Source organism: Candidatus Hydrogenedentota bacterium (assembly GCA_018005585.1).
Lineage (GTDB): Bacteria > Hydrogenedentota > Hydrogenedentia > Hydrogenedentales > JAGMZX01 > JAGMZX01.
The window spans coordinates 1-15,497 of record JAGMZX010000081.1; the positions used below are offsets into that span (position 1 = coordinate 1).

Below are 15,497 nucleotides of genomic sequence, written 5' to 3' on the forward strand. Positions count from 1 at the left end.
CGCGCTGTGCGACGTGGACGATGAATATGCCGCAAAGACGTTCGCCGCCTATCCGAACGCGGCGCGCTATCGCGATTTCCGCGTGATGTTCGAGAAGGAGGACAAGAACATCGATGCGGTCATCATCGCGACGCCGGACCACACGCACGCGGTAATCGCGATGGCCGCGATGGGCCTGGGCAAGCACGTGTATTGCCAGAAACCTTTGGCGCACAGTCTGCACGAGGTGCGCGCCATCACCGAAACCGCGCGCGAGTGCAAGGTGCAGACGCAGATGGGCAATCAGGGGCATTCTTCGGAGCAGATTCGCCGGTTGTGTGAGTGGATTCAGGACGGCGCCATCGGACCGATTCACGAGGTGCATGCCTGGAGTGACCGGCCCGTCGGCGGCGACCCGTGGTCGGACTTTCCGGTCATGGCGCGTCCAGCGGAGACACCGCCCGTTCCCGAGACGCTTGATTGGGATCTCTGGCTGGGTCCGGCGGAGTTCCGGCCGTATCATCCGATCTACCACCCGATGTCGTGGCGCGGCTGGTTCGCGTTTGGCACGGGCCCCTTGGGAGACATGGGCTGTCACATCCTCGACCCGTCCTTCTGGGCGTTGAATCTCGGGCACCCGGAAAGCGTTCAGGCAACGACCACGCACTACGAGCCTGAAGTGAGCAGCGAGACGTATCCGCGCGCCACGATCGTGCGCTACCGGTTTCCCGCGCGCGGAAACATGCCGCCCGTGAGCCTCACCTGGTATGACGGGCGGCTCCTCCCCCCCATTCCGGATGTCTTCGAGCCGGACCAGCGCCTCGGCGGCAATGGCGCGCTGCTCATTGGCGAGAAGGGCGTCATCATGCACGGTTCGCACGGCGCGGGCGGGCTGCAACTCTTTCCCAAGGCGCTCGCGCGCAACTACAAAGAGCCGCCGCAGACGCTGCCGCGCGTCAAGCCGGGCAATGGCGCTCACGAACAAGATTGGATACGCGCCTGCAAGGACGGCCATCCTGCGAGCGCGAATTTCGAGTACGGCGGCGCGCTGACGGAGATGGTCTTGCTCGGCGTGCTCGCCATGCGCATGAAAGACCGTCGCCTCGAATGGGACGGCGCTTCGCTGCGCATCACGAACGACGATGAGGCCAATCAACTTGTCAACCCGCCCTACCGCGAGGGATGGGCGCTATAGAGCGCGTGAATTGGATTTCGACAACCATTCGACGTGCGAAGCGGACCGGGGACTGCCACAAGCGAGCGAGTCCTCGAAGCGAAACGTGGCTGTCCCCAATTTCACACCTCATCGTCTTGACGGTGGGGAACAGGCGCGTCTCGCCCGGGAAGCGCACGGTCGCTTGTGCTAGTCCCCGAACTCCTCAAGGCAGAGGGGGCGCCGTTTCTGCGGTGCCGATGCGCGTAGTTGACAAATCTGCAGTGGTACTGCGGAAAATCTGCAACGCCAAGCCGCATACTGATAGGGAATTCGACGTCCGCGAATCACAATGGCAATTGCAGCAACGTTCTTACTTCGATCTCCCGAGTACTTCATGAAGGCTGCCAATACCAATTGCCTTCACGCCTGGTTTTAGTGCTCCAAGTTCCGTTTTCGTCCCGCTTGGCTGATGCACGACGTAACCGTGAGTCGTGTATTTGCTCATGCCGCGGGCGAGCCGTGTGATGGGCCCAGCCATGTCGGGCGTGGGTGTGCGCGAGGCCTTGGCTTCGATCAAGGCGAATTTGCCAGTGCCCACGGGAACCACAAAGTCGACTTCCAGGCCTTGCTGGTCGCGGAAGCAATAAAGCGCTTTCGCGTGGCCGGAGTGCACCTGTTGTTTTACGATTTCCGCAGCGACAAACCCCTCGAATACCGGGCCGTGGAAGACAGATTCCCGCAGCGATTTCTCTGAGGTCACTCCGAGTAGATGGCAAAGCACGCCAGAGTCCACAAAGTAGACTTTCGGCGATTTAACAATACGCTTTCCGAAGTTCTCGTAGAACGGCGGTACGAGAATGATTTGTCCCGTAATCTCCAATATGCTCAACCACTGCGTAATTGTCGGCACGGAAACACCCAAAGGCGCGGCAAACTCGGTCTTGTTCAACATCTGTCCGCACCGGCTTGCCAAGAGCGCAAGAAAACGCCGGAACGTGCCCAAGTCTCGTATGGAACTTACGGCCCGTACATCGCGTTCAAGATAGGTCTGAACATACGACCGCAGCCAGACCTCCGCGACCGAGGGGCTCTGGATGACTTCAGGAAACCCGCCTTGAACGAGTGATACCTTCGGCGACTCGCGTACCGAGAGGGGCAATAACTGGAAAACGGCGGCCCGGCCCGCCATGGACTCGGTCACACGTTTCATCAGAGGCGCTTCTTGAGACCCGGTAAGCAGCCAGGCGCCCCGTGCCTTACCCTTCAAGTCGATGCGCGAGCGAATGTAATTGAAAAGTTCCGGCACATTCTGTATTTCGTCGAGAATGACTGGGGGCGAAAGTTCATCCAGGAACCCATTCGGGTCGGAACGGACGCGACTTGTAATGTCTGGGTCTTCGAGCAGTACATGCGCCGCCTTTGGAAACAGATGACGCAGGAGGGTCGCCTTGCCCGCGCGGCGCGGACCGGTCAGAATGATTGCCGGGAAGTGGCGCGCAGCCTTCAAGAGGTCCTTTTCCAGAAATCGCGTTACATATCGCATGTTGAGAATTCTAAAGTATCACTTTAGAAAACTCAAGGCCTTCCTGTCGCCATCACGACGACAGGAAGGCCGAGTTTTGCCAAAATTTGTTACGCTTCCTCGACGACCTTGTAGCCCATCGCGTCCGCGAGCGCGAATGCCGGCTCCTTGAGATCGCCGTAGAAGGTGACGCGGTGCCAGCCCCACTGGTCCCACTGCGTGAATAGTTTCTCGATGTCACCGACGGGCTCCGCACACAGCTTGGTGCGGCACGCGCGGTCATCCGGGTCATTATCCACGGCCTTGCCCTGGTGGAAGAGAATTTCCTTACGTTCCGGCGCGATTTCGAGCGTGGTCGTCATGTATCCGACGGGGACCACCGAGCGTACCGACGCGCCCTGCCGGTCTTCCGAATGGCTCATGATCTCGAAGGGGTTTGTGGGACCCTGCGGGCCAAATACGCGGTTGGAGGCTACGCAATGCGCGTAGATGATCTGCCTCTTCGCCGTATCGATGACCGGGTCTGAGATGTAGCCCGGCCGGCCCTGCGTCAGCGCGGTAAAGGCGACCATCGTGGCGGTCGAGCGCACGTCGCACTCGCATGCGCCGATCAAGCCCTCGTTGTTCAGCTCGTGGAAGCCGAGACACGGATACGCGTGAATATGGCCGCCGTAGAAACCGCCAAGGCAGTTGATTGTGATCGCATTGGCTCCATATTTCTTCAATACGGCCTTTTCGCCCAGATACATGGCTGCGGAGGTTTCGAGCGTTTCGCGCGATACCTCCGTGACCGCGGACGCGTTCTTTTCCCACATGTCCGCGACGGCGCGCGCTTCGTCCTTGTCGGCGGATTCCCATGCATCGTTCAGTTCCGAGAACGCGACCCGCGTCACGGGAATGCCTGCGTAGTCGTCGCTGGGGCCGGATTCCTGGTCCCTCACGGCGAGAATACGCGACTCCTTCATCTTCGCCAGACAGTCCGCCGCCGAAAGACACGCCAGCGTGTCGGGCACACATGCGAGATCGCCGACCTTGGGCGTGTTTTCCATGCGGACGCGGGCCGTCGCAGCCACGAAATCGCTTAGGGACCCGCCGCGTTTGACCACGTCAAAGCACTTGACCGCCGCGATGAGGTCTTCCATATTGGAGGAGGCCACAAACCCGACGTTCTGCGCGCCGCCCCGCAGGAATGCGGCCGTGTACACGAGAAAGCCGCCGCTGCCGCCAAACTGGAAGTCGGCATAGAGCACGGGCTTGCCGGAGGTCGCAATCGTTTGAACTACCTGGTTCCACGCGTTCATTTGGTACACGAGGTAACCGTCGATGTTGGCCGAGGCGTCCTCGCTGAGAATGTTCTTGGCTTGTGCCTCGCCCGTTGCCGTCGTGGGAAGAAACTCACAGTCGGGGACGGCATTCGCGAGAGTCGCGTTAATCCGGTCCATCACCGGCCGGAATTCAAACCCGACATTCGGCCAGTCCGGACCGGGTTGCGTTTCCGCGTGCAGCGCGTAAACCACACGGACGCGCGTTTTCCCGCCAGTCTGAGCGGCACGTGCGGGTGCGGGCACCGTCAGCAGGCCCATTGCGCCTGCACACGCGGCGCAACCCGAAGCCAGGAATCCCCGCCTCGTCACCGCACACCCCCCGCAACCAGTCAGCAGATGATTTCCCTTCATGAATATGACCCTTTCCACTTGTGTTCCGCTTACGGCCAACAGCGCGGGCCGCGCCGCACCCATAAATCTACACCCCCGGGGCCTGTATTTTCACATCGGCTTTTTTGCCTTCTTGACATGGGGTGACGCCGTTGAACACCATGCGGCATGGATAAAAAAGGGAGTCTCGCATGATGACACTAGTTCTGCGCACCGTTTGTACCGCCGTTTTCTTCTTTTCCGGATTCTCATGGCTGGCTTTCGGGGACGCCCCGGCGGCGCCGCAGCGGCTCTGGAAACCGGTCGCCGACGAGGTATTCCTCCAGGAGGCCGTGCGGAAGATAGCGGCGGACCAACCCATTGAGGCACTCGCGATTCTCAATGACACGCTGTATGCCGTCCAAGGTGGGGATATCCGCGTGTTGCGTGGTGATGCGCTTCAGGAAACCAAGGGCGCCCCCGCCGGAGTTTACCGGTTGCGCGCTCTGGAAGGCGCGCTGTGGGCCGCCTCGAAAGACGGCGCCTACCGGCTGGAAGATGGTGCTTGGACGTGCGTGGATAAACGGGCCTTTACCGATTTCTGCGCGCACCTCGGAAACGTCTACGGGGCGACTCCCGAGGCGATCTTCCGCTATGAAAACGGTGCGTTCGTGGACGCAAAACCGGGGGGCGGCTATCTGTCCAGTGATTCGACGATGGTCATGGAGGATTTCAGCCAAGTGCTGGCCGACCCGGTCGAGATCGGCCCGATTCAACGAATCGTGTCATACAGCGGCACGCTGTACCTGTTGAATCCCGGCCGGCTTGCGCTTATCGAGGGCGCAACCTTTGTCGAGGACCCCGTGGATTGGGGCGCGATGCCGTCTCGCAACACGCGCGACATGCTCTCGCTGGGCGGTTGTCTTTACGTGGCGACGGACCGCGGGGTGGCGGTGTTGCGCGGCATGGCGCTGACGGCGCTGCAGGGAAAGGACGGTCTGCCCTACGAGGACACAACATGCCTCGCGCAGGGTTTCGATGGCGACCTTTGGATCGGCACGACCCGCGGCGCAATTCGCTGGACAGCGGACGGATTCCATTACTTTGGGGCCGATCACTGGCTGCCTGATGACCACGTTCATGACATCGCGGCCGCCAGTCACGTGGTCTACATCGCGACGGGCAAGGGCCTCAGCATTCTCTCCTATGAGCCCTATACGCTCCTGAAAAAGGCGGCCTATTACGAACGCGAACTCGAAGAATGGGGACATAAACGGCTCGGGTTCGTGCACAAGCTGTACTGGAGCGATGCGGAGAACGGCTGGATTCGCGAGGTCAGCGATAACGACGGCGGCCACACGGCGCATTATTTGGCGGCCATGTCGTACAAGTTTGCGGCAACCGGCGACGAGCGCGCCCGCGCGGAGGCGGTGGATGCGTTCCTGGCCATGGTCTGGCTGGAGGAAATCACGCCAAAGGAAGGATTCATCGCAAGGTCGATCTGGTCAGTGCAGGGCGACAAGGGGGAACGGGGCCGGCACGGCTCGGGGGGCCTGCCCGCGAAGTGGTACCCCACGGACGACGGGCTCTGGTACTGGAAAGGCGACACTTCGAGCGATGAAGTGAACGGGCACATGTACTCCGTTTCCATTTTCCACGACCTCGTGGCGCAGGGACCGGAAAAGGAGCGCGCCGCGCGGCACATCGCGCGTATTGCGGCGCATATCATGGACAACGGCTGGGTGCTCCGGGACATGGACGGAAAACCCACGCGCTGGGGCCGCTGGGACCCCGATTACCTGCTGCGTCCGTACGGCTTCGAAGCGCGCGGCTTGAACGGGTTGGAGGCGCAGACGTACATGCGCACCGCGTATGCGCTGACCTCCGACCCGAAATTCGAGGAGGGCTACCAGCAACTGCTTCAATGGCGTTACCACACGTATACGGTGCGGCAAAAGCTGACCTTCCCGCCGGAATCCGTGGTGCCTTGGGACGACGAACTGGCATTCCGCTGCTACCATCCCTTGTTGCAGTACACGACCGACCCGGACATGCGGTCGATCTATCTGCGCAGCCTCGAGCGAAGCTGGGAAGTGATGCGCATGCAGCACCTGCCGTTCTTTAACTTCACGTATGGTGCGCTGACCGGCAACGACTGCGAGGTTGGGCAGGCGGTGAAGCACCTGCGCGAGTGGCCGCTCGATGTGGTCAGCCACAGCTTCCGCAATTCGCACCGTCACGACCTCTTCGCCGAGCCAGGCTACGTGCCCTACTGTGGCGGAACGCGCGCCATGTCGCCACGCGACACGGCCTGCGACTGGGGCGGCAGAACCATGCTCGAGTACGACGGTGGCGGCGGCGGACGCGCCATCGTGCCGCCCGTGTGCTGGCTCGAAGACTACTGGATGGGCCGCTATTACGGCATGATCGAAGCCCCGACTGTAACAGACAACGCCTTGACCGAGGTTCCGCCCGCGACGGGACAACACATGGGCGCGGCGCCTTATGACGGGTCGCCGCGGCCCGGTGGTCTGATTCCAGAAGGATCCTGACACGGCACAGGACATAGTCCGCGCTTCATAGACGGGAAAGGGCTGCTGCACATGCGAATGACTCTGGGCCATCTCATACTGGCAGGTTTGATGAGTGTCTCATCGACCCGAGCAGGCGAGTTCGCCGCGGCGGGTGAGGCCGACCTCTCGAGCGCCGTCCTTCTAACGCCGGACAACATGGAACCGCGCCAGCGCAAAGCGGCCGCCATGCTGCTTGACGAGGTTGAGCGCCGTTCCGGCATACGCTGGCCCGAAACGCACGCTTGGCCCGCCGAAGGGCAGACGGTAGTCGCTCTCGGGCTCGCAACGGCTCTGAGCGCGTTTCCAGCCGCGGCGACGGCCGTCAATACCGCGCCCGAGGGTTACACGATCCGCAGCGGCAAAGGCGTTGTTGTTGTCGCTGGCAACGACACGCGCGGCGTCCTTTTTGGCGCGGGCGGACTCCTGCGCGAGATGCGCATGTCGCGCGGCCGGATAACCGCGAATGAGGGGCTCGACATCGTTTCCGCGCCCCAATATCCTCTTCGCGGGCATCAACTGGGCTATCGGCCCAAGGTAAACACCTACGATGGCTGGACGCCCGAAATGTACGAACAGTACATCCGCGACCTTGCCGTGTTCGGCGCCAACGCCATTGAACTCATTCCGCCGCGCAGCGACGACGCGCCGGACAGCCCGCACTTCGTCCTGCCGCAGATCGAAATGATCGCCCGCGTATCGCAACTCGCCGATGACTACGGCATCGATTTCTGGATGTGGTATCCCGCCATGGGCGTTGATTATGACAAACCGGAGACCGTTGCGGCTGCGCTCGAGGAATGGGCCGCCGTGCTGTCCCAACTGCCGCGGGTCGACGCCATATTCGTGCCGTCGGGTGACCCTGGGCGCCTCGACCCGGGCCCCCTCTACGCGTTTCTGGAACAGGCTTCGCCCGTAGTCCGGGGCGTCCATCCGAATGCGGAACTCTGGGTTTCGACACAGAGTTTCCGCATCGAACAGCACAACGAGTTCCTCGAGCTGATCCGCACACGTTTGCCGGACTTCCTCGACGGTATCGTGTTCGGGCCGCAGAACCGCACCTCGTTGCATGAGCTGCGCGAGGCGCTTCCGCCGCAATACCCTATTCGCCATTACCCGGACATCACGCATAGCATCAAGTGCCAGTTCCCTGTTCCGGACTGGGATCCCGCGTACAAGCTGACCGAACAGCGCGAGGTGATCAATCCGCGTCCCACGGATTTCGCCAACATCATCCGCATGTATGACGATGACACGATCGGATTTCTCACGTATTCCGAGGGCTGCAACGACGACGTAAACAAGACCGTTTGGAGCGCCCTCGGCTGGAACCCGGACACGCCCGTCATCGAAATCCTGCGCGAGTATGCCCGCTGTTTTATCGGCCCGGAATTCGAAGACTCGTACGCGCAGGGGCTGCTGGCGCTTGAACGGAACTGGCGGGGCCCCTTGTTGACAAATCGCGGCGTGTTCACGACGTTGGCGCAGTTCCAGGACATGGAGCGCGCGGCCACGCCGCCGCAGCTGCTGAACTGGCGGTTCCAACAAGGGCTTTATCGCGCCTATTACGATGCATACACCGCGCGCCGGCTCGCGTACGAAACCGAGCTCGAAGCACAGGCGATGGACGCGCTGCGGCGCGCTCCGGAACTGGGCGCGACACTCGCCATGACCCGGGCAGAGGCGATTCTGGACCTGGCAGTGCTCGAACCCGTCGCGCAAGACCTGCGTGGGCGCGTGTTTGAATTGGCGGAGGCCCTCTACCAAAGCGCTCGGATGCAATTGAGCGTACCGCGCTACAGAGCGATCGACGTTGGCCGCGGCGCAAACCTTGACCTCATCGATACGCCCTTGAACGACCGCCTGTGGCTGAAAGCGCGCTTCGCGGAAATCCGGCAGGCGAGACCTCAGGAGCAACTGAGGCAGCTTAACGAAATCGTAGACTGGTGCAATCCCGGTCCGGGCGGTTTCTACGACCGGCTGGGCAGCCTGTCCCAGCAACCGCATCTTGTGCGCGAGCCCGGCGCGGAGGTGGATCCCGAATACCGGGAGGCGCCATTGCTCGGCGTTGATTACAGGCCGGGCCAGCGCATGTCCTGGGTCACCTATGGCGAAACACGGTACGACGCGCCGCTGCGTCTGCGCTACGACGACTTGGACGCCAACGCGCAATACATCGTCCGCATCGTGTATGCCGGCGATAACATGGAAGCGAAAATCAGGCTCATTGCCAATGATGGAATAGAGATTCACCCGTTCATTGCCAAGCCAATCCCCATTGCCCCCGTTGAGTTCGAATTGCCTCGGGAGGCAACCCGTTTCGGCAGTCTGACACTCTCGTGGACCCAGGAACCGGGCAGCCGCGGGGGCGGCCGCGGTTGTCAAATCGCGGAGGTGTGGCTGGTCAAGAAAGGGGACTGAAAGAACGGCAACGGTTGAAGGGGGCGCAAGAGACTGTTGGCGGAATACCCGGAATAATCAGCGGGAACGGTCCGTCCGGGTTGCCCGGCGCGCATCGGTTGTCTGGCATTCATCCGCGGCGAAGATGTGTTCCTCGCGGAGATTGTCCAATTACTGGTGGGCAACATAGGGTAGCCACGCCCAAATAGCGCAATGCCCCGGCGCCGATCCCGATTGCCTGGCAGGCCGGTACGAGGAAGCACCGGGCATCGCCGAAGACCCCGTCGCCCCGGTGGCAATTCCGGGGCCGGTCCTGCCGCTTGCACGCGGCGGTTCCCGGAAAAGACCGCTTGTGCGCCTCCGGCGCGGCCCACCGCGGTCTATGTGCGATAGACCGCGAACAGCCGGTTTTTCGCCGCCAGACTGAATGGACAAGAGTAATGGAAGACCTGATGCGTAGCGCCGTCCTCTTCCGTGACGAGAGTCGGTTGTTCGACGACAAAATCAGCGAAATCTGGCGCATTAAAAGCAACGAAAGCGAGGCTCAACGCATCGATTTTCGGGTCACTGCGTTTGGTCAGGTCCGGGAAGGCGACGGGACCTGTGTCCACCTGATACAGCTCTTTTTCCGGCTCGATATTCATGGTCTTGGTGGGACATTCAATGATGGCGCGCAGTTGTGTTTCGGCGTTCGCAATTTCCGTTTGAGTCACGATGGGGACGGCACCGGCCGTGGCTTCCGCGATGGCCTTCCACGTGTTCAGTTCCTCGCAGCGGGCGCCTTCTTGCAGCTTCAAGGCCGGTTCTCCCCAGAGTTCCGTGACCTTCTTCACTGTACGGTACCGCTCGCTGATGCGCGCCGGACGCCGGAACACCAGCACGTCGCCGCCGCCGAAAATGGGCAGGAAATCGTAGTTGTCCTCCATGAACAGGTCGTGTTCGGCAAAGGTATTCTCACTCTTGCAGGATGCGCATTGATAGAAGTCGGTCCACGTTCCGTCGCGGTCGTCAACGAGCCGGGTACGGCTCTCGACCCAGAAGCGCACGGAATTGAAGGCCGCGCTGTGGCATATGAAAGAAAGGCCGTAATCGAGCGGCGGCATCTCCGCTGGGTTGCCGACCTGCCCCTGCGCGGCGGCGTGCGCGGAGAACGCGCAGGCGGAGAGCGCGCCGGTTTTCATGAAGCTGCGTCGGGTCGATTTCACTTTAGGGCCTCCCGCGACCTGCAAAGCGGTCGTCGTAACGCGTTTCTAACCTCAATTCAGCGACGGGCCGTCAATGCGCTCGCCGCGAAGCTGACGCGCTTGTCCTTCAGGGTCAAAGGTCCCGTAGAACAATGCGTTGGCGTCCATCCACGTGACGAGCCGCTCCATTTCCTCCGTGTTGAGGCGGACGTCGTGATGGCCTTCAAGCAGCATGGCCATCAGACGGCTGGCGCGCGCACCGAATCGGCCCGGCAGCGTCTCTGGTTCGCCATTGGCCGCAAGCTCGCCCCAGGACGAGTATGGCACGCGCGGCGCCAGCGCATTGTAGGATTTCGTGTAACGGCCTTCCGGTTCGCCCGTGAGCACCAGAGGCTGTCCCTCCGGACCAGAGGGCGTTTCGCCGCCGTGGCAGCGCACGCAGTGCTGGTCGAGCACCGGCTGTACCAGCAGCGGATAACTGAACGGGTTCGAGCCATCGGGTCCGGGTTCGATGTGCGAAGGGGGCCGCATCGCGGCGAGCGCGGCCCGCGCGGCCGCCGGCGCGCTCAGCCGCGGCTCGTGACACCCGGCGCACGATACCTTCTCGCCCGGTTGGAGATAGGTCAGGCTGCGCATGGTCTGCACGGCGCGTCCCTGCTCGTCCAGGGCCTGAAAACTGAGCGGGATGCGGGCGGGCGCGTAGAAATAGGCGGAGCCGTCGGCTTCGACGGGCACCGTGCCCAGCACCTGTTTCCCGGGCGACGCATTCGCGAGCCCCACGGTGGGGTCGTTGGCGTGTGGCGTCGTTTTTGGCAGTACCTGAACGATACGCAGACGCTTCACGGAACCACCGGCCAAATCGTAGTTGCTTTCATAGACATTCTGCATGTAGATGAGGCCCTCGGAGGCAATCTGGTCATCGCGCACCGGCGGCAGGCTCGGGGGCCTTGGCCGCTGCCGGAGCGGCACAGGCCACAGGCTCGAAATGTTGAGGTCGCGATACAACAGCTCGCAATTGCCGAGGGCATCCACCAGGTAAAGGCCGAACATGTTGGCCTTGTTCGCCACGGGCTCGCCCAACAGCGGGTCGAAACTGTACGCGGCGAGGAAGAGCGTCTCCGACAAGGGGTACGGCGACCGGTAGCAGTGTCCCGGCCAGCGCCGCGCCTCTTCCGGAGTCGCGTATTCCTTTGGGCTGCCCGGTGCGTGCCAGTTTGACGGCGGTACAATCGTCTCGCTTTCGGGAAACGGCGCGTCGGGCGTCAGCCGCCGCAGCGGTTCCTGCCCTTCCACGCCCTTGGACCTGTCCACGAGAATGATTGAACCCGCCGTCATCGCGTGATGCGCCGCGGCCGTGGCCATGATAAGGGGCGAACCGGGCGCCTGTCGCGCTTCCCACACGCCCACGGGATTGAACGTGTTGTTGCCATAGAAAGCCATCGGCGCGGACCCGTCCTGCCGCGAGGTCCAGAGTTGCTGGTAATGCACGGCGTTCCGGTCCACGTAATCCCACCGCGTATAGATGATGCGCCCGTCGGCGAGCACCGCAGGATCCCACTCCTGTGTTTCATGGTACGAGACCGGATGCGGGTTTGAACCGTCCGCGCCGGCGAGCGCGAGTGTGTACACGTCGCATGGGCCGCGCCCGCAGCGGTGGAACCCGCCCCGCCGCGTGGATATGAAGATGATCTTCCCGTCCGGCAGTTCCCGTGGCGAGAAATCGTCGTAGGGACCGTCCGTCAACTGCCGCAGCCCCGAACCGTCAGGCCGGATCTCGAACAGATGGAAATGCCGGTCGCGATATGCGGGCAAGTCATCCCAGTCCGGCACGGACGGAGTCGCGCAAAAGGCGAACAGGATGCGAACGGCATCGTGCGTCACTTCGGGCTGCATGTAACTGCCCTCGGGAAGCTGCCCGGACGTCAACGCGCGGCATCGCATCGATTCGCCCGGGTTCTCGAGCACGAAAAGTCCGCCGCCCGGCCGGGCCAAGCGCCCGTAGTACTGGGTCAACTGATGGCTGAAGGCGGAGTGCGCGTGTTTCGCAAAGAGCAGCGGGCCTGTCTGCGCAAGGGGGTTTGAAAATACAAGCTGCCGGCGCGATTGATGAACGCGCAACCAGAGTGTTTCCCAACGCGGGTCTTCGCCGGGTGGCGCCATGGCCGACAGTTCCGCAAATTCCTGCTCGAGCGCACGCCAGCGCGCCAGCACGTCGCCAAGCGGGACGTTGGCCGCATTCAGGCTCTCGATGAGGCCGTTGCCTCGCATTAACGTGCGCTCAATCGCGCGCACATAAGGAACCGGCTCCCGTTCCGTTTCGATGCCGTCGCGCATACGCCAATCCCATTCAATGAGCACCGTCTCCATTCCGGGGCGCAACTCCGGCAATGCCGGCGGAGGAAACGCCTCGGCGGCCGGCGGCGCAGGCAACGCGGGAAGAGGCAGGTTCTTTTGGCTTTCGGTCAGTCGAATGTTGCGCACACGAACCACGGACTCGCCGGGACCGCCCAGAATCGTGAGGAGAATTCGCCCTTCCGGCACTGCTGAACTCGCCCCGGCCTCCAGGATTACCGTCTCCCCTGCCCCAATCGGCCGCAGTTCTGGCGGGACATCCAGCGCCAGGCCGGCCTGCGCCCATTGCCCATATGCGAGCGCCACATCCGCCCGTATCTTCCCGACGGGAGTGAGGTTCGCCGCCGAAATCTCGATCTCTACCTTTTCCCCTTCCCTGACGCACGCCGCAAATGCACTTCCGCCCAAAGACGCGATTTGCGGCCCCGATTCGTGAGCGATCAGGGAGAATCCGCATACCGCCATGCTGGGAACAGGCGCGGCCGCGCCCGGCGCAAGGGCGAGGCATGCCTCGCCACTCTGGGCCAGCGGCGCTGCAACCAGCAAAGACACCAAGAACGATGCGCACAAGCCCGACGTCATGACGGCCTCCTGCAAGTTCCGGCCAACGGCGCATTGTCCCATCCCCGCATGACATGATACAAACTGCAAGTGTGCGCAAGGCGGACCTGGATTCACCTTGACCGCGACGCATGCGGGCGGGCACAGTACGTCCCAGGAGACTTCGCGCCGCCGAGCTTTATGGAGGAGATACCTGCCATTGAAAGCCATCCTGCGTATCGCGGTCGTGTTCGCAGTTGCCCTGGGCGGCGTGGCGCGGGCCGGCGATCTCCGCTACCGCTGGGTCAACATCACGATGAGCGCCGCATTTCCGGCGCGGGACGGCGCGGGCGCGCTGGTCTATCGCGATAAGATGTGGTTGATTGGCGGCTGGAACTCGCGGAACGATGCCTATTTTCCCCTGGATTGCGTCAATGACGTCTGGAGTTCCGCTGATGGCGCCGGCTGGACCCTGGAACGTCCCAACACGTACGGACTGCCTGCCTTCGACCCGGAACGCGAATGGGAGGGCCGCCACACCGCCGGGTATGTGGTCCACCGGGGAAGAATGTGGATTGTCGGCGGGGACCCCATCCAGCGTCATTATCAGAACGACGTTTGGAACTCCGCCGATGGCATTCATTGGACCCAGGTAAACAAGGGACAACCCGTTCCGTGGGCGCCGCGTGTGCTGCACTATACACTCGCGTTTCAGGACAAAATCTGGGTCATGGGCGGGCAGACCATGCCCGAGTACGTCCCCGGCGAGGAACGGTTTTACAGCGACATCTGGAATTCCGCGGACGGCGTCCACTGGCGCCGTGTCGTGCCGCGGGGCGAGCACTGGTGTCCTCGCGGCCTCATAGGCGGTCAGGCCGTCTTTCAAGGCCGGATGTGGATTCTGGGCGGCGGCACCTACGACACGCCGGACACGCCCCAGCGTCTTTTCTTCAACGATGTGTGGAGTTCCGCCGACGGCGTCGAGTGGACGTGCCACACGCTTTCCGCGCCTTGGCACCCGCGCGAGTATCACGATATCGGCGTCTGGGACGGAAAGCTGTGGGTGATGGAGGGCTGGAATCAGCAAAACCGCAATGACGTCTGGTATTCCGCGGATGGGACGGACTGGCGCGAAGTGCCCGGCACGCCCTGGACACCACGCCATGCCGCCAGCGTGTTCGTGTACAAAGATGCGTTGTGGATGGTCGCCGGCAACAACATGGAATCCGATGTATGGAAACTCGAACGCGTCGAGGAATTACCACCGTGAGGTCATTACACGCGGTCTTGGGTATGGGCCTGCTATTGAGCGCGGCCGCCGCCGAACCCGTGAGCAAAACCATTACGGAGGTGCTTCGTGAGCCGCTTCCCCAGGAGAATCTGTCCTGCATCGCAACCGACACGGCGATGACGGTCGAAGGGCCCACATTCCGCTATGTGATTGACCGAGACACCGGGGCCGTAGCCGAACTCGAAGTGACCCGCGAAGGCCGCGTCGTCATGAGACTGCGAGAACCCGCGGCGCTGTGGCTAGACGATTTCAATCTGGCGAAGTCGGCGCACGGCGTCACGCGGGTGCTCACTGCGGGAACAGACCGGGTCGTACTGCTCACGGAAGGCCAATGGTGCGACGGTGTTGCGTGCAGTATTCGCAGCACCTTCTACAACGACGGAGTGCTTGTTTCCGAGGTCTCGATCACGCCGGAGGCGGACCTGGTCATGCGCCAAGGCATCCGGCACGACATTGAGGCTTCGGGCCAGTTTACGCACTATCTGCACAAACGCCGCGACAATGAAGGCTTGGATTGTTTCCAGGGAGCACTGCCGCAACCGGGCGAAACCCTGCGCCTGCACACGCCCACCTCGTGCCTGGAGGTGTTCAGCGCCGAGGCGGCGCTGGCCATGTTCACCGACATGGGCGATTGCTATCGCTCGCCCGATACGCTGGACACGGCGGCTGTCCGCGTCGACAGCATCACGGACGGCGAGTGTGTGTTCGGCATCCATCAGCATTTTATCCACGCCTCGCCGGAAGGAACGCCGTACACGCTGCCCGCAGGTGAGACGTTCAAGTTCCGTCTGGGGCTTGCCGTCGCGCCGAACCGGCTGCCCCATCCGCGCTGGCGCGACCTGCGCATGTTCATCTGGGTCGGCGACGAG

9 protein-coding genes are annotated in these 15,497 nt (G+C 62.4%); 5 read left to right on the forward strand and 4 right to left on the reverse strand.

The window, feature by feature from the left end; all coding sequences use genetic code 11:
• A partial coding sequence (locus KA184_14105) for a Gfo/Idh/MocA family oxidoreductase (GenBank protein ID MBP8130708.1) occupies nt 1-1,174 on the forward strand: 1,174 nt, incomplete at its 5' end.
• A gap of 331 nt (nt 1,175-1,505) precedes the next feature.
• Here KA184_14105 and KA184_14110 read toward each other — a convergent pair.
• Both KA184_14110 and KA184_14115 read right to left on the reverse strand, forming a co-directional pair.
• On the reverse strand, nt 1,506-2,678 hold the full coding sequence (locus KA184_14110; GenBank protein MBP8130709.1) for an ATP-binding protein: 1,173 nt from the start codon (nt 2,676-2,678) through the stop codon (nt 1,506-1,508).
• An 89-nt stretch (nt 2,679-2,767) separates the two neighbouring features.
• A complete protein-coding gene (locus KA184_14115) occupies nt 2,768-4,174 on the reverse strand; it encodes a hypothetical protein (protein ID MBP8130710.1) in 1,407 nt (468 codons plus the stop codon).
• A 329-nt stretch (nt 4,175-4,503) separates the two neighbouring features.
• On the opposite strand from KA184_14115, the gene KA184_14120 reads away from it, so the two are divergent.
• Entirely contained in the window at nt 4,504-6,843 is a 2,340-nt protein-coding gene (locus KA184_14120; GenBank protein ID MBP8130711.1) for a hypothetical protein, read from the forward strand.
• A gap of 90 nt (nt 6,844-6,933) precedes the next feature.
• Entirely contained in the window at nt 6,934-9,282 is a 2,349-nt protein-coding gene (locus KA184_14125) for a hypothetical protein (protein ID MBP8130712.1), read from the forward strand.
• A 359-nt stretch (nt 9,283-9,641) separates the two neighbouring features.
• Here the strand turns inward: KA184_14125 and KA184_14130 are convergent, their stop codons facing one another.
• On the reverse strand, nt 9,642-10,466 hold the full coding sequence (locus tag KA184_14130) for a hypothetical protein (protein MBP8130713.1): 825 nt from the start codon (nt 10,464-10,466) through the stop codon (nt 9,642-9,644).
• Between the two features lie 51 nt (nt 10,467-10,517).
• Nucleotides 10,518-13,379 carry a PD40 domain-containing protein gene (locus KA184_14135; GenBank protein MBP8130714.1) on the reverse strand — a complete coding sequence of 954 codons (2,862 nt, stop codon included), beginning with the start codon at nt 13,377-13,379 and terminating at the stop codon, nt 10,518-10,520.
• A 178-nt stretch (nt 13,380-13,557) separates the two neighbouring features.
• Here KA184_14135 and KA184_14140 point away from each other — a divergent pair, with 178 nt between their 5' ends.
• Together KA184_14140 and KA184_14145 are read left to right on the forward strand one after the other, a co-directional pair.
• Entirely contained in the window at nt 13,558-14,607 is a 1,050-nt protein-coding gene (locus KA184_14140; protein MBP8130715.1) for a hypothetical protein, read from the forward strand.
• A partial coding sequence (locus KA184_14145; GenBank protein MBP8130716.1) for a hypothetical protein occupies nt 14,604-15,497 on the forward strand: 894 nt, incomplete at its 3' end. The genes KA184_14140 and KA184_14145, both read left to right, overlap by 4 nt.

Excerpts from the sequence above, each read along its gene's own strand:
- KA184_14110 (MBP8130709.1), bottom strand. The coding sequence starts at position 2,678 with ATGCGATATGTAACGCGATTTCTGGAAAAGGACCTCTTGAAGGCTGCG.
- KA184_14125 (MBP8130712.1), top strand. The coding sequence starts at position 6,934 with ATGAGTGTCTCATCGACCCGAGCAGGCGAGTTCGCCGCGGCGGGTGAG.
- KA184_14135 (MBP8130714.1), bottom strand. The coding sequence starts at position 13,379 with ATGACGTCGGGCTTGTGCGCATCGTTCTTGGTGTCTTTGCTGGTTGCA.
- KA184_14120 (MBP8130711.1), top strand. The coding sequence starts at position 4,504 with ATGATGACACTAGTTCTGCGCACCGTTTGTACCGCCGTTTTCTTCTTT.